The organism is Halomonas borealis (genome assembly GCF_004798905.1).
Classification (GTDB): domain Bacteria; phylum Pseudomonadota; class Gammaproteobacteria; order Pseudomonadales; family Halomonadaceae; genus Halomonas; species Halomonas borealis.
Genome location: NZ_SDMO01000012.1, coordinates 94,749 through 114,396 on the forward strand (window position 1 = coordinate 94,749; position 19,648 = coordinate 114,396).

12 protein-coding genes, 1 tRNA gene and 1 pseudogene are annotated in these 19,648 nt (G+C 57.1%); 12 read left to right on the forward strand and 2 right to left on the reverse strand.

Features of this window, described 5'->3' with window-relative positions:
- Nucleotides 1-13: 13 nt before the first annotated feature.
- A complete protein-coding gene (locus ETC07_RS12315; RefSeq protein ID WP_136248818.1) occupies nucleotides 14-2,134 on the reverse strand; it encodes a TonB-dependent receptor in 2,121 nt (706 codons plus the stop codon).
- 250 nt (nucleotides 2,135-2,384) lie between these two features.
- Here ETC07_RS12315 and ETC07_RS12320 point away from each other — a divergent pair, with 250 nt between their 5' ends.
- Both ETC07_RS12320 and ETC07_RS12325 read left to right on the forward strand, forming a co-directional pair.
- Nucleotides 2,385-3,422 carry a hypothetical protein gene (locus ETC07_RS12320; protein ID WP_136248819.1) on the forward strand — a complete coding sequence of 346 codons (1,038 nt, stop codon included), beginning with the start codon at nucleotides 2,385-2,387 and terminating at the stop codon, nucleotides 3,420-3,422.
- Nucleotides 3,423-3,500: 78 nt separating this feature from the next.
- Nucleotides 3,501-3,577 (forward strand) — tRNA-Ile (locus ETC07_RS12325).
- Nucleotides 3,578-3,674: 97 nt separating this feature from the next.
- On the opposite strand, the gene ETC07_RS12330 is transcribed toward ETC07_RS12325, so the two are convergent.
- On the reverse strand, nucleotides 3,675-5,525 hold the full coding sequence (locus ETC07_RS12330) for a 3'-5' exonuclease (protein ID WP_136248820.1): 1,851 nt from the start codon (nucleotides 5,523-5,525) through the stop codon (nucleotides 3,675-3,677).
- Between the two features lie 359 nt (nucleotides 5,526-5,884).
- Here ETC07_RS12330 and ETC07_RS12335 point away from each other — a divergent pair, with 359 nt between their 5' ends.
- From ETC07_RS12335 to ETC07_RS12380, 10 genes and pseudogenes are all read left to right on the forward strand, one after another.
- Nucleotides 5,885-8,275 (forward strand): DNA/RNA helicase domain-containing protein, encoded by a 2,391-nt coding sequence (locus ETC07_RS12335; protein WP_136248821.1) that lies wholly within the window; start codon nucleotides 5,885-5,887, stop codon nucleotides 8,273-8,275.
- A gap of 107 nt (nucleotides 8,276-8,382) precedes the next feature.
- Entirely contained in the window at nucleotides 8,383-8,739 is a 357-nt protein-coding gene (locus ETC07_RS12340) for a nucleotide pyrophosphohydrolase (protein WP_136248822.1), read from the forward strand.
- Nucleotides 8,740-8,960: 221 nt separating this feature from the next.
- The gene (locus tag ETC07_RS12345) at nucleotides 8,961-9,737 is read left to right on the forward strand and encodes a type IV toxin-antitoxin system AbiEi family antitoxin domain-containing protein (protein WP_136248823.1); all 777 of its coding nucleotides are present in this window, start codon (nucleotides 8,961-8,963) and stop codon (nucleotides 9,735-9,737) included.
- Nucleotides 9,727-10,647, forward strand: a complete 921-nt coding sequence (locus ETC07_RS12350) for a nucleotidyl transferase AbiEii/AbiGii toxin family protein (protein ID WP_136248824.1) — start codon at nucleotides 9,727-9,729, stop codon at nucleotides 10,645-10,647. Before ETC07_RS12345 ends, ETC07_RS12350 begins: the two co-directional genes overlap by 11 nt.
- A gap of 103 nt (nucleotides 10,648-10,750) precedes the next feature.
- Nucleotides 10,751-11,206: a hypothetical protein gene (locus ETC07_RS12355; RefSeq protein ID WP_136248825.1), complete on the forward strand. Its 456-nt coding sequence runs from the start codon at nucleotides 10,751-10,753 to the stop codon at nucleotides 11,204-11,206.
- A 124-nt stretch (nucleotides 11,207-11,330) separates the two neighbouring features.
- Nucleotides 11,331-12,434: a dsDNA nuclease domain-containing protein gene (locus tag ETC07_RS12360; protein ID WP_168709222.1), complete on the forward strand. Its 1,104-nt coding sequence runs from the start codon at nucleotides 11,331-11,333 to the stop codon at nucleotides 12,432-12,434.
- 20 nt (nucleotides 12,435-12,454) lie between these two features.
- Nucleotides 12,455-14,158: an SMC family protein gene (locus tag ETC07_RS12365; protein ID WP_136248827.1), complete on the forward strand. Its 1,704-nt coding sequence runs from the start codon at nucleotides 12,455-12,457 to the stop codon at nucleotides 14,156-14,158.
- Nucleotides 14,159-14,273: 115 nt separating this feature from the next.
- The gene (locus ETC07_RS12370) at nucleotides 14,274-14,966 is read left to right on the forward strand and encodes a hypothetical protein (RefSeq protein ID WP_136248828.1); all 693 of its coding nucleotides are present in this window, start codon (nucleotides 14,274-14,276) and stop codon (nucleotides 14,964-14,966) included.
- A gap of 1,061 nt (nucleotides 14,967-16,027) precedes the next feature.
- Nucleotides 16,028-16,135: pseudogene (locus ETC07_RS16525) on the forward strand (IS481 family transposase); the annotation flags it as partial.
- A 347-nt stretch (nucleotides 16,136-16,482) separates the two neighbouring features.
- Nucleotides 16,483-19,648, forward strand: a 3,166-nt coding sequence (locus ETC07_RS12380; RefSeq protein WP_168709223.1) for an Ig-like domain-containing protein, incomplete at its 3' end; no start/stop codon positions are given.

Below are 19,648 nucleotides of genomic sequence, written 5' to 3' on the forward strand. Positions count from 1 at the left end.
AGGCGTGTTTTCCTTAGTAGTCCATCGACCAGTTCAGGGTGTAGGTACGGCCGCGACCCTGATAGTCGTAGAGGTATTCCGGACCGTAGCGGGGGGAATAGAACATCGCGGCGCGTTGCCCCCAGACGGTGGAGTAGTCCTCGTCGAGCAGGTTGGCGACGCCGAGGCTGATCTCCCCGACCGGCAGGGCCTGGCGGAGGTTCAGGTCCAGGGTGGTGAAGCCGTCGATCCGGCGGTCGTTGTCATCCTCTAGGTCGAAGGCATGGTTGGCCTGCAAGCGTGCCGCGCGCTCGCCGCGGGGATCCTGCCAGCCGAGGAAGGCGGTGGCGGAGGATAGCGAGGCGTAGCGGGCATCGCGTTTCTCCCATTCGCCGTCGGCGTTCTCCTGCTCGGAACGTACCAGGTGCAGGGTCGTGCCGGCCTCGAGGCCACCATCGAAGTAGCGAGTCACGGCGCCCTCGAAGCCGTAGTCGCGTTTCTTCTCCTCGACCACGCTGACGCTGAGATCTTCGGCGTTCTCCACGGCCTTGTCGGACCAGGCGTAGTAGAGCGCCGCCTGGGTCACCCAGGCGCCGCTGTTGTAGCGCCAGCCCAGCTCGACCTGGTCGGTCTTGATGGCGGACAGCGGGTTCTGATCGACGCTGACCTCGGCGCTCTTGCCGTAGTACTTGGCCGGGTCGGGTAGCTCGAAGCCCTGGCTGAACTGCAGCCAGTTCTGGTGGCCATTGCCGTAGTCGTAGAGGGCGCCGGCGTTGATCAGGGTGGCGTCATAGTCGTTCTCGCCGCCGGGGATGCCCTGGAAATCCTCGATCTCGACGTCCATATGCTGGCGACGTACCCCGGCGGAGAGCTGCAGCCCATCGGTGGCCTGCCATTCCCCTTGGGTGAAGGCCGAAATGCCATCGACTCGGTAGCCAGGATAGCGCGGTTCCACGCCGCCCTCCTGCTGGACCAAGCCGCCGGTGGCATCGGAGACGGCCTTGTCGAAGATCATCTGGTTGGCGTCGAAGGTCTCGCGGTCCAGGTCCAGGCCATAGCTCAGCGACAGGGTGTCGGTGAGGTCGGCATCGAACAGCGCCTTGAGGCCCGAGAGGTCGGTGTTCTGCTGGGAGGCGCGGAACTCCGAACCGCCGGTCACCGGGTAGGGGAAGGCCTGGAAGTTGGCGTCTTCCTCACGGTGGAAGGCCTGCAGGTAGAAGTCCTGGCCGAGCAGGTCGGCGTGGTGATACTGCAGGTTGAGCATCTTGCGGTCGGTGGCCGGGTCGCGGTCGGAGGCGTAGCCATCGCGGATCTCGGCGTCTTTCAGGTCGGGGTTGGTGGCGTCCAGGTTCGGGAAGTAGACCCCGCGCTCCCCCTCGTAGCCGGATCGGTACAGCTGGGCGCCGAGCTGCAGGGTCTGCTGCTCGGTCAACTGCACGTCGAGGCTGCCCATGACGTCGATGCTACGGTTGTCCTGCAGGTCGGTCTGGGCGATGTCGGGGAAGATTGCGTCGCCGTTCGCATCGAAGTGGCGTCCGTTGTCCTGGTAGGCCACGGCGAGGCGGCCTCGTACGGTCTCGTTGCCGCCGCTCACCGACTGGGCCAGGCGATAGTCCAGGTCATCGGGGTCGTTGAAGCCGGTCGTCATGCCGGCCTCGGTGGCCATGTGGATGCCGTCCTGGTCACCCTTCTTGGTGATGATGTTGATCAAGCCCCCGGTGGCGCCACCGCCATACAGGCTGCTGGCCCCCGATAGCACCTCGACGCGCTCGATATTGAACGGATCGATGGCATCGAACTGGCGTGATAGGCCCCGTGAGCTGTTCAGCGACACGCCGTCGATCAGCACCTGCACGCTGCGCCCGCGCATGTTCTGGCCGTAGTTGGTGCGGCCCTGGGGTGCCAGGTCCAGGCCGGGTACCAGCTTGCCCAGGGCAGTTTTCAGGTCGGCGCCGGTGCCCAACTGTTCCTGTAGCTGCTGCTGGTCGACGACCCAGACGGCGCCGGGAATTCGACTGATCTCGGTGGGGGTGCGCGAGCCGACCACCACCATGGTGTCCTGAATGTCGGTCTCACCGGTGGTCTGGGCGAATGCCGGGCCGGAGAGGGCGCCGGTCAGGGCCGCGAGGCTGGCGGCCAGATGACGTGGGTTCATGTATCCCCTGAATGATTATGATAATGGATGTAAATTGCATGAAGCGTGGCGAGTATAGCCAACGTTGCAAATAATAAGAAAGGTTCTTATTCGTAATTCTGGTCGAATCAGGAGGGGCAACGGCTAGCCAGGGCTAACCCGAGAGATAACAGGGGCGCGCCATGGTCGCGTCGGATCAATGCCGTCGCGCGAGGCCCGGCGGCTGTATTAGGCTGGGTGAGCGTCGCATTCCCACCATGGAGGCTGTCCTATGGCCCAAGCCCGTATCCTTCAGCAAGGCATCATCCATTGTTTCCCCGCCGGCCTGCGTGACGAGCACGGCGAGATCGTTAACGCCGAGATCTCCGCCGTACTCTACGATGGTGAGAGGCTGCTGTTGGCTAGCGACAAGCCAGTGCCTGGTGAGTCGCGCTCGGCGGTCTTCGCTCTGCCGTTGACGTCTGAAGGCCCCGATGACACCCGGCTTGAGTACCTCACCGCCGCTCGGCTCCAGCAGGCGGTGAAGTACGAGGACTTCGCGTTGACCACCGATGGTCGCCACGTGCTGGCGGTGACCGGCTTCGACCGCATCGATGATGAGAGCCACGCGCTGAACGACTACAATCATCTGCTGATCTGGCCGCTCGGCGAACCCGGGGCGGTGCAGGTGGTGGACCCCGACCCGCGCGACGGCGTGGAGGGCTCGCTGGAGTTGCGCCGCAAGCTCGATGCGGCCATCGGCTGTCCCTATTACAAGCTCGAGGGGCTGGCCACCGTGCCCGGTGACCGCGGCGACGGCCTGCTGCTGTTCGGCGTGCGCGAGCAGGGCAATGCCCATGATGATTTCGACTACGTGAGCCGCGTGGTCGGCGCGCATTACCAGATCACCGACGGCGGCAACATCGAGTTCGTCGACGCCCTGCGCGAGCACTTCCGCTTCGTGCCCCACGAACAGGATGGCGTGCGCTTCGAGTGTGGGCTCTCGAGCCTGGAGTACGATCCCTACCATGCCCGGCTCTACCTGCTCACAAGCTTCGAAGTTGAAGAGGGCGGCGAGGAGCGCATTGGCGGTTATCTGTGGGAGCTGAGCCTGGAGGAGTTCCGCGACGGCGAGATCCCACGGCTGGTGACCACCCCCGAGGGCGAGCCGCTGGAATTCGAGCACAAGGCCGAAGGCCTGGCAGTGCTCGACCGCGAGCGACTGTTCGTCGCCTACGACAACGACCGCAACCTTACGCTTGGCAGCGTGAGCGAGCGCGATGAGCGTCATGCCTGTGAAGCGCCCTACACTGTGCTTGGGATGGTGTGATTCGCCGATGCTACATTCGACGCGGACAGCCGCTGGCCTCGGCCGGCGGCTTTCGCTATCATACGCAGCCGCTGATAAGGGCCTATAGCTCAGTTGGTTAGAGCAGGGGACTCATAATCCCTTGGTCGTAGGTTCAAGTCCTACTGGGCCCACCAACTATCAACGAGTTACAGCACGTTTCTCCCTTCCTTCCGCTGTACTCGACTGTACCTGTCTACACGCCCGATTTCGGGCCGAATCTGACGGCTTCGCTCAGGCCGAGGCGAGCTCCGTCAGCCGCCGTGTGTACCAGTTCGTCTGGCAGCTCGTCACCAGCAGGCGACGGTGGGCGCGGGTCATGCCGACGTAGAGCAGACGCGCTTCCTGGAATTGTTGTTCCTCGTCGTTGCTCAACGCCCCGAGCCCACACAGCAGCACGGTGTCGAACTCTAACCCCTTGCTGCTCTGACGGCTTAACAGCACTACCTCATCGGCGTGTGGATCGTAACGGCGCTTGTCGGCGGATTGCTGAAGGCATCGATTGGGGATGCCGGCTTCCCGCAGGACCTCGTGAAAGAATCGTCCCTGAGCATTGCCGGTATATACCACCGCGATACTGTTCAACTCGCTGCCCTGGTCACGCCATGTCTGGATGCAGCGCACCAAGTAACGTGCCTCATCATGGGCGCTGCTGAAGCATCGAAAGGCGGGCTTGGGTCCGCTCACTCCGGCGACTTCCGGGGTGATCAGCGGAATATGGTCCTCGTCGGCGTCCTGGGCCTCCAGGAAATCCCGGGCAAAATCGTAGGCAAAGGAGAGAATTTCCCGGGTATTGCGATAGTTCAGTTTGAGAATCGTGGTGCGCCCACGTGCCTGCACTCCGGCCGAGGAGAGCGGAAACTTGAGTGAACTCTTCTGATAGATGGACTGGGCATCGTCGTAGAGTAGCAGCAGTGAGTTGATGTGCGGATCGATCATCTGCACCACCAGCTTGAGCCAGGCCTGCTCGAAGTCGTGGCCCTCGTCGATCATCACTGCACCGTACTGCGCCCGGGGAATGAGTGCCGCATCGACGGCCTGGATGACGCTTTCCACCTGACGTTCCCAGACAGGCCGGTTCCCCGGCAGCGTGTCGACGTGGTAAGTCTTCAGCTGCAGGCCGCACCACTCATGGAAATGGTGAACCTTGACCTTTTCGGTGAGTCCTTTTTCGGCGATGAAACTGCGCAGGCGAGCGGCCAGAGTAATGTTGAAGCACAGCACTAGGATCGGTTTGCAGATGGCGCGTGCCAGATGCAGGCAGCGATATCCGAGAATCAGGGTCTTGCCGGAGCCGGCGACGCCATGGATGACCCGATGGCCATCGCCCATGCTTCTCGCCAGCTGCTCCTGGTGCAAGTCCATGACGCGAACGATGTCTGGAACGAGAGGCTCGGACGACGCGTCCTCCTCGCTGGCATCGTCACCGAAGAGATCTTGCGTAGGCGCATCGATGCGTACCTCCGGGAACAGCTGCCAGCGAATCCGGTCGATCTGCGGAACGCTGAGCTTCTCACCAAACCGATACTCGAACATGTCCCAGAGCCGCTGCTGGAAGGCTTCCGGGTCGGTTGTCGTTTGCATCTCATCCTTGCAGATGACGCGCTGTGCCGGCAGCAGCGTTTCCTGCTCGGCCCCCGGAACGGCCCGATTCCACTGCTTACGTGTGATGTTGGGCAGCACCACGCCGTGCCCGTAGGGAAAGCAGAGCTTGCCCTGGTAGCGCGCATCGGACTGAGTGAGCTGAGGGTCACGCTTCAACTGATCGATGGCAGCGAAGGCGCACTGGCGGGCCTGGGCCAGCGGGTTACTAACCGTCTTGCGGCCCTCCTGGGTATCGATCACGACGCTGTCCGGAGTGATCGAACGGAGGGTCTCGATCTTCCAGTCCTTGACCTCGAGAAACAGCAGGCCGCGCGCCGGGTGCAAGATGATGAAGTCGGGGTAGCGGCGCCGTCGCCCTAGCGGAATGTCGTACCAGACGAGGTAGTCCTCTTCCAGCAGGCTCTCCAGGCGACGACCAAAGCGGCGCTCTCCACGCGTCATGCGGGCGATGGTGGTGAGCGAGGGAATGATCGTGGCCATGGTGTCGGAGTTCCGGTGGTGAGCAATCGCCCGCAATGTGCATCTCGTATACTAAATCACCTTAGTGATCCGAAGGCGTCTATTCAATGAGTTCATCCTAAAGTCTGGGTATTCCGATAGCGTCTCGCTGTGTCCGGAGAAAGCTCCTGCGTTCTCAGAGGCTCGCTGGATGAATCACTGGGGAGGAAATGCCAGCACAGCCGTCGGTCTCTGGCAATGATGACTCGGAGTTCCCCTATAGCTTACTGTGACTACAATATGAAGTTTAGTTGATATTATGGCGGTTCCATAATCGCCATAGTGGCCTAAAAGCGTGCTTGGGGTTTTATAAAAACCTGTTCATAAAGGATTTTTCTGGAATGCTGGTCTACAACGCCACCAAGCAGCAGTTCATCGATGATGTGCGAGCCAACGTCATCACCGATGCCATCGAGAACGAAGTGGCACGTAGACTGAACCGCAACTCACCGCGCAGTGAGGTGACGTCGTGGGAGAATTCTCTGCGCTTCATGATGAGCGCGCTACTGGACGAGGCGATTCCCGCGTCGGCCGGGGTGGCCATCGAATACAACATCCCGCTGACCAATCGCCGTGTGGACTTCATCCTGACCGGCAAGAACCACCAGCGGGACGATGCGGCGGTCATCGTGGAACTGAAACAGTGGCAGTCCGTCGAGGTGACGAAGAAGGATGCCATCGTGTGCACCCAGTTGGGCGGCGGCGTACACGAGACCAACCATCCGTCGTATCAGGCGTGGTCCTATGGCGCGCTGATCGAAGACTACAACGAGACGGTACGCTCCGAGTCGATCCGCCTGGTGCCCTGCGCCTACCTGCACAACATGAAGCAGGGGGACGCCATCAATGATCCCTTCTACGAGTACCACACGCGCCGTGCGCCGGTCTTCATCTCGCAGGATGCCTTGAAACTGTCGGCGTTTCTGAGCCAGCACATAAAGTACGGCGACAGCAACAACATCATGTATCGCATCGAGCACGGTGTGATCAAGCCGAGCAAGAACCTGGCGGATGCCCTGGCCTCGATGATGCAAGGCAACGCCGAGTTCCTGATGATCGACGACCAGAAGCTGGTCTATGAAACCGCCATCGATCTTGCGCATCGCGCGGCCAGCGGGAGCAAGCAGTGCCTGATCGTCAAGGGCGGGCCAGGCACCGGCAAGTCGGTAGTAGCCATCAACCTGCTGGTGGAGCTGACGAAGCGCGAGATGATGACGCAGTACGTCTCGCGCAACTCGGCCCCTCGGGAGGTCTTCAAGAAGAAGCTGACCGGCACGCGCAAGAAGACCCACATCGATAACCTGTTCAAGGGCTCGGGCAGCTACGTCAACGCCGAGCCAGATACCTTCCATGCACTGATCGTCGATGAGGCGCACCGCCTGAACGAGAAATCGGGCATGTATCAGAACCTGGGAGAGAGCCAGGTCAAGGAGGTGATCGCCGCGTCACGCTTCTCGATCTTTTTCATCGATGAGGCGCAGCGTGTCACGCTGAAGGACGTGGGCTCGGTCGAGGAGATCCGGCGGCGGGCAGCCGAGTGCGGTGCCGATGTACACGAGCTTGAGTTGGCCTCGCAGTTTCGCTGCAACGGCTCGGATGGTTATCTGGCCTGGCTCGATCATGCGCTGCAGATTCGCACCACGGCCAACACCGATCTTGAGGACATCGACTACGGCTTCCAGGTGTTCGATGACCCGAGTGCCATGCGCCGGGCGATTCTCGAGAAGAACCGCAAGGCCAACAAGGCACGCATGGTGGCGGGCTACTGCTGGCCATGGGCGAGCAAGAAGGACAAGCACGCCATGGACATCGTGTTTCCCGAACATGGCTTCGCGGCCCAATGGAACCTCGACGACGACGGCATGCTATGGGCGATCGCCGATGGATCAGCGAAACAGGTCGGCTGCATCCACACCTGCCAGGGGCTCGAGTTCGACTACGTCGGCGTCATCATCGGCGACGACTTCGTGATTCGTGACGGCCGCGTGGTGACGGACGCCGCCAAGCGGGCAGGGCAGGACCGCTCGGTGCATGGCTACAAGAAGATGCTCAAGGAGCAGCCCGAGCATGCCCGTGCCCGGGCGGACCAGATCATCAAGAACACCTATCGCACGCTGATGACGCGGGGCCAGAAGGGCTGTTACGTCTATGCCACGGATCCCGAGACCCGCGAGTACTTCGCGGCCTTCGCTCGTTCGCAGGCAGCCACCGAGCATACCGATCTGACTAAAGAGGCCGAGACGCTGGATGGATTGCACCTTCCCACCGTGACGCGTGATGAGGCCGCGCCGTTTGAGCGCCATATACCCGTGTACGATTTGAGCATCGCTGCCGGCGAGTTCAGCGAGATGCAGATCGCCGACGCTGAACACTGGGTCGAGCTACCGGACTTCATGCGTGCGAGCCCCGACCTGTTCGTCAGCCGGGTAGTGGGGGAGTCGATGAACCGGCGCATCCCCAACGGCGCTTGGTGCCTGTTCCGTGCCAACCCTGGCGGCACACGGCAAGGCAAGGTCGTCGTGGTGCAGCATCGCGCCATCGAGGACCCTGACCACGGGGGCAGCTTCACAGTAAAGCAGTATCAGAGCGAGAAGATCGAGGAATACGGCGAGTTCGTGAACCAGCGCATCGTGCTGAAGCCCCAGACCAACGCCTTCGGTTACAAGGACATCGTGCTCGAGGACGAGCTTGAGGATCTGAAGGTCATCGGCGAATTCCTCTCCGTGCTGTGAGCGAGTGGGCGGCCGCATCGCCGCCTATACCGATGCAGGCTAGATAGCGAGCGGAAGAGCAGGCATGCTCACCGCTATCCGATCCCGCAGAACCAGGTGAGCCCTAGATGTCAGACCCGTTCGAGCAGCTCCGCGACGCCATGGACCAGTTCGCCATCGAGCGCGACTGGGATCAGTTTCACTCGCCCAAGAACCTGGCCATGGCGCTGACGGTGGAGGCAGCGGAGCTGCAGGAGTGCTTCCAGTGGCTGACCGAGGCGCAGTCCAGGGAACTGGATGAGCAGCAACTGGCCGCCGTGCGCGACGAAATTGCCGATGTTCAGCTCTATCTGATCCGGCTGGCGGGCAAGCTGGACCTGGATATCGAAGCGGCATGCCGGGCGAAGATGGAGAAGAATGCGGAGAAATATCCCGCCGACCAAGTGAAGGGAAGTGCGAAAAAGTACACGCACTATCAGGGTTGACGTGATGTGTGGCCGCTTTGTCCCCCTGCAGCGGCCTTCTCAGCCTGGCCTCGTCCCTCAAGCTTCCTCCCGCTAAATTTGGACACAAGCAGGGACGGAGACTCAGCCTTTGGTTTAAATTCTATGCTAAAAACGGCATTGAATGGCGATTTTGTGCTTGAAGATAAACCACTGTGGTTTATTCTTCACTCTGAAGACGGAATTTAAGGCCGCTTTTTAACGTGAAAATAAACCAATTGCTGCACAAGATCCCGTATGGCGCCGTCGTGACGACCGCCTGGCTGGCGTCACACGGCGTCACATCTGATCAGGCGCGTAAGCTGGCCAGCAGTGGCTGGCTGCAACGCGTGGGGCACGGCGCCTACTGCCAAGCGGGGGAGCCTCTTACCTGGGAGAGCGCTGTTTTCGCCCTACAGGCGAGCGACGGCTCGGGGATGCCACCATTTTGGCCGGGTGGCCAGACGGCCCTGGCACTGCATGGCTTTGCCCACTATCTGCCCATGGGGGAGCGCACAACGCACCTGTATGGCAAGGAGGCCGCTCGGCTGCCCCGGTGGTTGAATGATGCCGAGTGGGCAGGGCGGATGGTGCTCCACTCTGAAAAGGGCCTGCCAGCGCAGCTTCCCGGCAGCTTCACGGACTACGCGCCGGATGGCAGGGCCTTCAGCTTGCAGGTATCGACCCCAGAGCGAGCGGTCCTGGAGTGGATCGCCGTGACGCCGAATGAGCTGCTGTTCAGCAGTGAGCTGGTGGACACCTTCGGCGGGCTCAATACGCTGCGTCCGCGCCGGCTGCAGGCATTGCTGGAGGGGTGCCGTTCGGTGAGAACCAAGCGTGCCTTCCTGGTGCTGGCTCGCTACGCCGGGCATGCCTGGTACGGTCGTCTGGAACCACGTCGACTGGACCTCGGCAAAGGCAAGCGGCAGCTCTGCCAGGGCGGCAAGCTGGACAGGGAATATCACGTGACGGTGCCGGAGGCGTTCCTGCATGCCGATTGACGCTCGCTACCACGAACAGGTCAGGCTGCTGGTCTCACTGCTGCCATTCCTCAATGACGAGCCGTGCTTCGCCCTGAAGGGCGGTACGGCCATCAATCTCTTCGTGCAGCCATTACCCCGCCTTTCGGTCGACATTGACTTGGCCTACTTGCCGCTGGAGCCCCGTGACGAGGCACTGCGACGCTGCCGCGAGGCGCTGCAGCGACTGGTAGAGACTTTCAGCGCCCGACTGCCAGGTGTGCGGGCCGAGCTTCAGGATAATCGCCGAGACGAGCTGAGGATCCTGGTGCGTCGAGGTCGCAGCCAGGTAAAGGTAGAGGTGTCGCCGGTACTGCGTGGCACTCTGCACCCGCCGCAGGAGCGCGATGTCGTGGAAGCCGTGGAGGACGATTACGGCTTCGCTGCGGTGCGGGTGGTGTCACTGCCGGACCTCTATGGTGGCAAGATCTGCGCCGCGCTGGATCGCCAGCACCCCAGGGACCTTTTCGATGTGAAGCTGCTGCTGAACCAGGGCAGCCTGGATCGAAGCGTATTCGAAGGCTTCCTGGTCTATCTGCTGGGGCACCCGAGGCCCTTAAACGAAGTGATCAACCCACGGCTGAAAGCGTTGGATGATGTCTACCGACATGAGTTTGTCGGGATGGCTAGGGCCGATATGCCGTTGCAGCAGTTGGAGGGCGCCCGGCATGAACTTCTGACGCGGCTAGGCCAGCTGATGACGGATGAAGACGTTCGCTTTCTTCTGTCCTTCAAGCAGGGTGCACCCGACTGGACGCTGCTTCCGCTGGCGGGCGTGGATCGGCTGCCTGCCGTGCGCTGGAAGCTAGCCAATATCCAGAGGATGGGGGCTGACAAGCACCGTCAGTCACTAGAGCTATTGGAGCAGGCCTTGGGCGGGCTTCGCCGATGATGCGGCATGCCCTGGCAGTTTAACGGCCTAAGTCGACTTCTCCTTATATCCTTTAAGAGCTAGGCTGTTACGCATAATTACGCCAGGCACAGGGGATGACACAGTGAACAGCAGGGAAGCTCAGTTCCAGCGGGACATCATCGAGGCCATAACGGCCTATCGCTGGGAGGTCGGCATAGCCGGCGGCTGCGAACATACGGGGGAGGAGGTCAGCGAGCGGGATCTCACCCACTATCACCTCACCAAGCGCAATGAAAAGCGTCTGCGCCAAGAAGGGGCTGAAGGCGACTACGGTCTCACTCCGGTCAGCGACGACGACAAGCTGCACTTCGTCAACGGCATCGGCGACCACACAGGGCGCGACGGTGCGGTTATGGCACAGATACAAAACCAATGCGAAGACCAGGTAATGCACGGCCTTTTCTTGAAGAAGGCTACTGATGCCGCGCTGGATGCTCATAGCGGCCACGAGAAGCTCAGCATTCCGCTGTTGGCGGAAGAGGAAACGGATAGGCAGTTTACGTCGCTGAGTTTGAGGCTGGTGGTAAGTTATGGCTGACATTTTAAAAATTTCAATAGTTTGTGAGCTAGTTGAGTACGCTGAGCAATGTTTTCGAGGGCGCATGTTTATTCAAGTTGACGTACATGCAGCTTAATACCTGTTGGGTCTTGAGGAAAATACTGTGACATCTGATATTCTGACTCAATTTTCAGCACTCCCACCAAGAGAGACGGCAGGCTCAAGCTCTTCGAACCGTTTTGACTACCAGAAAAACTGGTCAATTTGCCATTTCTTAGAGTTGCATCAAGATGGCAAAGATTACCTTGTTGTTTTCGATCATCATGAAGACACAGTGGTCTTTGATCATCGCACAATGCCTGATTCTGCCTGCTTTTATCAGGTTAAATCTAAGAAAAGCGGAAACTGGACGATTGCCAGGTTGGCTAAGTGCAAAGGTGAAGACCATGAGTCTTCTATACTTCGGAAGATTTACTCCAACTACGAGTGCTTTCCTGAGTTTGCAGTAAGGCTGGCATTTATTTCGAATCAGGGTATAAGTACCAAGGATAGAAAATCAGGAAAGAAAGTTGTCGTTTCAAGGTTGAGATTTGACGAAATGCACCTTGATGAAAAAACAATATGCTCAAATGCGTTAGAGTCAAAGCATAAGTCATATTCTGATTTGTCAGGCCTTAGGCTGTTCGAATTCGAGCGAACACTACTCACAGTTGAAGATCATGTCGCACAAACAAAAGGAAAGTTATCCGAGTTTTTTGAAAACCTTTTTCCAACAGAGACGATAAATATTGGTCTGGCATACAAAACTATTTTTGATGAAGTGAGGCGGAAAACTAATTTTGAGCACGCCGAAAGTTCAGGCCACTATCCGATTGTAAATAAAAGCCTTTCGAAAGATAGGTTTAATGAAATGCTTTCCGTCATGGTGGGCCAAAGAAGCAACGATCAGCGATGGAGCGATGCAAGCCAGATTCTGCTTAACGAGGGATGCAACGGGCTAGCTTTGAAGGGTATTAAAAATGCTTGGAATCAAATTATAATCGAAGAAATGGATTCAGGTAACGAGCAGTTCCAAGAGTTTTCAAAGCTTGTTAGATCGGTAGTGGAAAGCAAGACTGGAAGCGGAGATGTTACGATTATTGCGCTTGCAAAAGAGATCAGAGAAGAGCTTAGTACTACAGAGTCTTGGTTGTTTGGTGTCACGAAAATTGCAGCGATGATTTGTAGAGAGGTAACTAAAGATGAACAACTACAGGAAGTTGGTTAGGAAATTAAGGAGCAAGAGTCATGAAAAAATTGCTGTTAAAAAGCATGCTTCTCGTATCGCACGAAGAAAAGAAAGCTCTGGAAATAAAGTTCGATCCTGATGTGACTCTGATTCAGGGAGCTAACGACACTGGAAAGTCCTCAGTAATTAAAACGTTATTTTGGACCTTTGGTGCAGAGCCTCCGAAAATTCACCGAAGCTGGAAGGCCGCGGATATAGCGTCATTAGTTGAATTTAAGATTGATGAAGATAAGTATTTTATCTATCGTCACCGCCGCTCCTTCTCCCTGTTTTCAGGTGGAGGACACCTTCTAGGTTCTTACGAAAGTGTTACCAATGAGCTCGGTCCAGCTTTGGCAAAACTATTTGGATTTAATCTAAAAATTACAAATAGAGAGGGGATTCAAGAAACTCCTCCGCCTGCATATATGCTCCTGCCTTTTTACATTGATCAAGATAAAGGTTGGTCAGGAACCTGGTGTTCATTTAATAGGCTTGGCCAATATGCAAATTGGAAGCAAACCTTAACTAGCTACTTTCTCGGGCTAAGGCCCGACCAGTGGTACGCACTAAACGCAAAAATAAAGTTGCTAGATGAAGAAAAAAATGAGCCATTGAGACAGCTTAAGTCGATCGAGTCTATTGAGTTTAAAGCTATCCAAGAACTTTCTTCAGTAGATTTTAATATAGATCTCAGTGAGTTTAAGAAGGATGTTGATAAGCTTGTTTTGAAATGCAATGAATTGGAAAAGAATCAAGCCCAGTACAAACAGAAAATTTCTGAAGCTAGAACAGAGGAAGTTAGACTTAAGGCTCAGATAGAAATTGTCATCCATACTCGAGAAGAGTTGGATTCTGACTACGCTTATGCTCAATCGAGTCTGGGTAGTTCAGTTGATTGTCCAACTTGTGGAGCAGAATACGAAAACTCATTTTCAGAAAGGTTTGCAATTGCACAAGATGCAGAAACCTGCACGGATTTGCTTTCATCACTTAGGGAAGATTTAGCTCAGGTAAAGAAGCACATTGCGTCTATCGAAGATGAATTGAAGAAAGATTTTTTGCGACAATCTGAAATTGAGGAAATACTTTCTCGGAAGCGTGGAAAGCTTAAGGTCAAGGACCTAATTGATATTGAGGGAAAGAAGTCACTTTTGGAGCATTTGAAAACTGAAGCTAAAGAGATTAAAGCTTACTTAGGTGAGCTTGAGCGGCATCAAGCTGAGGCTAAAGAGTCCGCAGATAAATTTGATGATCCTGAAAGGCGAAAAACAATAGTTGAGACCTATGGAGAGAGGTTCGAGGTGAATGCTAGAAAACTACAAGTTACGGGGCTCAGTGAACATGTGTTCAAAAATGTTAATGCATCTATAGATGAAAGCGGAAGCGATCTTCCAAGGGCCGTTCTTGCATACTATTTTGCTGTTGTCTCTCTCATCGTAGAGGGTAAAGATGGGGTGAACTTTCCTTTAGTTATTGATGCTCCAAATCAACAAGAGCAAGATAAAGGAAATTTATATAATATCCTTGACTTTATTGTAAAGAATAGACCGAAAAACAGCCAGTTGGTTGTTGGGTTGGTCGATGATGCTAACGTTTATTTTCCTGGCAAGAGAATTTTACTTAATAAGAAGTACGCTGCTCTTGAATCTGGAGAATACTTAGAGCTTTCCAAGAAAATCCGCCACTTCGAAGTAGCTCATATGTCAGGAGCTTCAGAGTGAGCGTGGTATTACACCCAAAAATGATTTACATTGAACTATCTTTTCGCCACTTACTTTCAGTCATTCGCTTCAAGCAGTCGGCTGAAGACAGGCGCAGGGGCTATAGGAAGAAAAAATGAGAACACTGAATCCATCGAGTATTAAATCAGATTTTTTGTCTGGGCTTCAGGATGTGGAAGAAGCATATGTAAGCATGGCAGGCGCGGCTCTTTCCACTACTAATAGTAACCTTATGGCAGAATACACATTCTTGGGCGCATCTGTTCTTCTAGAAGGCTTTATAAGCGATCTGTTCATTGCATATATTAATCGCGACAATAGCGCTTTCGTAAACTATCTGACGGGGCATATGAAGATAGATGCTAGTGGTCTATATGCGAAGAGGGCTAAAAACATAGCGAGTATCGATATTACCTCCCATCTTTCCCAAGATTCGATACGAAACATTCTGGATCCTAATGGCTACAATGTGTCATTTGGGAGCTCAGATGATCTAAAGGAAAAGGCGGGAATCTGGCTAGCCCAGCCTTATCAGGGATACATTCAGGCAATAACGCCTGTGAATAGTGCAGTATTTGAAGCCTTCAAGGCGCTACGCAACTTCCTAGCGCACCGTAGCGCCTCGGCGAAGAGAAACATGCAGAACGTTTTGACGGACCACAATCTTCCACAAGTTTTGAGGCGTGGACAAAACCGCGTCCACTCCGTTGGCTATTATCTAGATTCCAGGCCAAATTATCGCGATGGCCATCGCTTGGAGAATTATCTAGCTGAGTCTAGGATTATCGCAGATGTTCTGTGCCCGTAGCTCAACAAGGCCTGTCACGGCTAAGCCCACTGCACTGAGTCTTGGCCCCGTTGAGTAGCCGCGCATATGAGGACGTTATATCAGAACTTACTAAAAGCCTGTTCTTTTCTGTAAGTGGTCAGTATACATTCGAGAGAAGCAGCCTTACGTTCCCTCTGAGGCATGCTATTTGAGATAGGAGAGGTCCCCAAACGGTACACCACCGGTACACACACCAGCTTCGTGTGCTATCCTCAACTTTCTCTAAGCTACTGATTTCAAAGAACTGTACCTTTCTCTCGATTACGGTTGCTTTTCCTTGGGTATCAGTATCTTATTGATTTATAAGCGAACTCATAATCCCTTGGTCGTAGGTTCAAGTCCTACTGGGCCCACCATTCAGACCAAATATCTCAGAATTTTCTATGGCGAGTCTCATACTCCAAGGCTACCGTTTCGGTACAGTACCGATTCTTCGGGGCCCTGGAACTTGTCATGGCCACCATCGTCAAGCCTCTCACCGGTAGCTGGAAAGCCGTCATCCGCAAGGCCGGCTGGCCCACTATCGCTAAGGCCTGCCGCACTAACGCGCGATGCCCAAGGCTGGGCTCGCAGCATTGAAGACGAGATGATGTGTGTCGTCTACGTCCAGCGCAGTGCCTCGAAGCGCATGGCGCTCGAAACCGCCCTCAAACGTTACTTGGCCGATGCCATCCCGGCCAAGAAGCCCATCACCCGGAAAAGCGAGCGCCACGAGGCTAACATGCTGAGTGAGCACTTGGGCAAGTATTTCCTCGCGGTCTCAATATTGAAATTGATAGCAGGTCGCGGGTATCTGCGGTTCGTTCTCTAAGACGTGTTGATCGTGGCCCGTGGGGTCTGAAATTCTCGGTTTTATGTTTCGGTTTTCATCGCATATTTATATGACGTGAGGTGCTGGCATTGGCGGAACTAGATGGCTAAACGCCGGAGGTAGGTGGAGAAACCAACACAAACCCTTTTCGGGCATGTGATCGGGTAGGTGTATATCGACATCACTACCTTCCTGTCAGGTGCTGGATGAGGGGGGGGGAGAGACGCTGCTTTCCGTCGCCATCGGTGCCACGCGGTGGGTCTATCTGGAGGGTAGGCGAAGCCAGTCAGCCAAGAATGCCAAGGCGGTCATGAAGGGGGTAGAAGAAAGGTCACCTTAGCCCTTTGCCAACTGCTGCATGTGGATCGGTGAGCGTAATCTAGTGATGTGATCCCGATAGCTAGGGTCAATGGCGTGGAGTCACGGGTTGCAATGACGTAGGAATGGCGGGGCAAGTGACCGCGTTTGCTCACCTATTGGATAGTCAATCACCCCTTGAATCCAATAGGTATTCGCTTCTAAGTTGGGGTTTCGCATAATTCAAGTCGAGTTTTCTGTTGAAAGATGCTCGTCATTTATTCTAAATACCTTATGAAAAGGATCTAGCAAGCCAGCTCGTCGACCGTTAAATAAGCGTGATTTGGATCAGGGAACCAGAAAAAACACAAGGAGTGTTCCATGGGGATGACTGTCAAGGTTAGCCGTCTAGGGGAAGAGCTCTCCAAGGCTGTCGAGTGGGAGGTCGAGGGAGATCTCGTTCTCGAGACGTCAAGCAATGTATTGCTGAATATCACTCCAGAAAATATCACTTCCCTTGTCAGGGACGGTGACGACCTAATCGTCGAGACGGCCGATGGCCAGGTCCTGAAGATTGTCGGGTTCTATACCGAGGCTGGCGAAGGGGCTAGTGAGCTTTATCTTGTTGATAATGAAGGTGGTGTTGTCTGGGCTGATCTGTCGCCTGCCGCCGAGAATGGCGTAGTTGCTGCGCAGTATGTTCCCCAGGCCGACATGGCTGGTTTCGAGATGGTGGCAGCGGCTGAAGAGAGTGGTGGCGTCTGGACCGGCGCTGCGATTCTTGGCGGCGCCGCTGCTGCTGGTTTGGCCGCTGCGGCAGCCGGTGGTGGCGGCGGTAGCGACGATGACGGCAGCGGCCAAGACCACGACGACGGCTCCGACGATGATGTTACCGCGCCGTCGGCACCGGAGATCGGTGCAATCCGTGATGATCAGGGAGCTGTCACCGGACCTCTTGCTAACGGTGATAGCACCGACGACGCCACTCCGACGCTGTCCGGTAGTGCAGAGGCGGGCAGCACGATCACCATCCGTGACGGTGATACGGTGCTGGGGACTGCCACCGCGGATGACAGCGGCAACTGGAGCTTTACCCCAAGCGAACCGCTTGCCGAGGGTAGTCACAGCCTTAGCGTTACCGCCACCGACCCTGCCGGCAATACCTCTGAGGCGAGTGATGCCGTGGAGCTGACGGTGGATACCGCAGCTCCTGAGGCACCGACCCTGAATCCGAGCGATGGCACCGTCATCAGCGGCAGTGCCGAATCCGGAAGTACGATAGCGCTCGACCTTGACGGCGATGGCACGGCGGACCTGATGGCCACGGCGGATGAGACAACTGGCGAATGGTCCGTGAAACCGACTTCGCCGTTGGCTGACGATACTGTCATCACTGTGACAGCCACCGACGCGGCGGGTAACGCAAGCCCAGAGGCCTCGTTGACAGTGGACGCCGCCGCCCCGGCGGCACCGGTCATCGCAGAGGTCGTGGATGACGAAGGCGACTTCACCGGGCCGCTTTCCAGTGGTGACAGCACCGACGATGCCACCCCGACGCTGTCAGGTACCGCAGAGGCAGGCAGCACGGTAACCATCAGGGATGGTGATACGGTGCTCGAGTCCATCACCGTAGCCGATAGCGGTAGCTGGAGCTTTACTCCGTCAGAGCCTCTCGCCGATGGTAGCCATAGCCTTACTGCCACCGCGACCGACCCTACTGGCAACACCTCGGAGCCGAGCGACGCCTTCGACGTCAGCGTGGATACCGCCGCACCTGAGGTGCCGACCATCACGTCGGCCTCGGACAACGTGGGTGATGTAACCGATCCGCTTGCCAGCGGCGACAGCACCGATGACACCACCCCGACGCTGAGCGGCACCGCCGAAGCGGATAGCACGGTGACCATCTTCGATGGGGACACCGTCCTGGGTTCCGCCGAGGCCGACGGCAGCGGCAACTGGAGCTTCACCCCAGCAGACCCACTGACCGCGGGTGATTACAGCTTCACGGCAACCGCCACCGATGACGCCGGTAACACCTCGGAGGCGAGCGACGCCTTCGACGTCAGAGTGGATACCGCCGCACCTGAGGTGCCGACCATCGCGTCGGCCTCGGACAACGTGGGTGATGTCACCGGGGAACTTGCCAACGGCGACAGCACCGACGACACCACCCCGACGCTGACCGGTACCGCCGAGGCGGATAGCACGGTGACCATCTTCGATGGGGACACCGTCCTGGGTTCCGCCGAGGCCGACGGCAGCGGCAGCTGGAGTTTCACCCCAGCAGACCCACTGACCGAGGGTGATTACAGTTTCACGGCGACCGCCACCGATGACGCCGGCAACAGCTCGGCGGTGTCATCTCCCGCTGTCGAGTTCAGCGTGGATACCACCAGCCCGGGTGGTGATGACGGCGCCGACGCCCCGACGCTGACGATTACCGAAGCCGCGGACGGTGCCATTAACGCCGACGAGCTGGCCGATGGCGTTCAGGCCAGCGTTGGCTTGACCGCCGGCACCCAGGCCGGTGACACCATTACCCTGAGCATCGATAATGCCGATGACGTGACCTACACCGTCACGGACGATGACGTCACCAATGACAGCGCCACGGTGGTGATCCCCAGCGATTCGCTGGTAGACGGCGATTACAGTGTCACGGCGGTGATCACCGATGAAGCCGGCAACAGCTCGGTGGCTTCCAACAACATCGACTTCACTGTGGATGCGACCAGCCCGGGGGGTGATGACGGTAACGACGCTCCGACGCTGGCGATTGCTGAGGCCGCGGATGGCCAAGTCAATGCCGACGAACTGGATGATGGCGTGCAGGCCAGCGTTGGCCTGACCGACGGCACCGAGGCCGGTGACACCATCACGCTGAGCATCGATGGGGCGGAGGACGTGACCTACAACGTCACGGCGGACGACGCCAACGCCGGCAGCGCGAACGTCGTAATTCCGAGCAGTGTCTTGGAAGACGGCGACTATAGCGTCACGGCAGTGATCACCGATGACGCCGGCAACAGCTCGGTGCCGTCCAACGGCATCGACTTCAGCGTGGATGGCACCAGTCCGGGCGGTGATGACGGTAACGACGCTCCGACGCTGGCGATTGCCGAGGCCGCGGATGGCATCAACGCCGATGAGCTGGCCGATGGCGTGCAGGCCAGCGTTGGCTTGACCGCCGGCACCCAGGCCGGTGACACCATTACCCTGAGCATCGATAATGCCGATGACGTGACCTACACCGTCACGGCGGACGACGCCAACGCCGGCAGCGCGAACGTCGTAATTCCGAGCAGTGTCTTGGAAGACGGCGACTATAGCGTCACGGCAGTAATCACCGATGACGCCGGCAACAGCTCGGTGGCTTCCAACAACATCGACTTCACTGTGGATGCGACCAGCCCGGGGGGTGATGACGGTAACGACGCTCCGACGCTGGCGATTGCTGAGGCCGCTGACGGCGCCATCAACGCCGATGAGCTGGCCGATGGCGTGCAGGCCAGCGTTGGCCTGACCGCCGGCACCCAGGCCGGCGACACCA

Bases quoted from the DNA above. Each gene is read 5' to 3' on its own strand.
- ETC07_RS12330 (WP_136248820.1), bottom strand. From the start codon at position 5,525: ATGGCCACGATCATTCCCTCGCTCACCACCATCGCCCGCATGACGCGT.
- ETC07_RS12365 (WP_136248827.1), top strand. From the start codon at position 12,455: ATGAAAAAATTGCTGTTAAAAAGCATGCTTCTCGTATCGCACGAAGAA.
- ETC07_RS12335 (WP_136248821.1), top strand. From the start codon at position 5,885: ATGCTGGTCTACAACGCCACCAAGCAGCAGTTCATCGATGATGTGCGA.
- ETC07_RS12350 (WP_136248824.1), top strand. From the start codon at position 9,727: ATGCCGATTGACGCTCGCTACCACGAACAGGTCAGGCTGCTGGTCTCA.
- ETC07_RS12320 (WP_136248819.1), top strand. From the start codon at position 2,385: ATGGCCCAAGCCCGTATCCTTCAGCAAGGCATCATCCATTGTTTCCCC.
- ETC07_RS12370 (WP_136248828.1), top strand. From the start codon at position 14,274: ATGAGAACACTGAATCCATCGAGTATTAAATCAGATTTTTTGTCTGGG.
- ETC07_RS12340 (WP_136248822.1), top strand. From the start codon at position 8,383: ATGTCAGACCCGTTCGAGCAGCTCCGCGACGCCATGGACCAGTTCGCC.
- ETC07_RS12315 (WP_136248818.1), bottom strand. From the start codon at position 2,134: ATGAACCCACGTCATCTGGCCGCCAGCCTCGCGGCCCTGACCGGCGCC.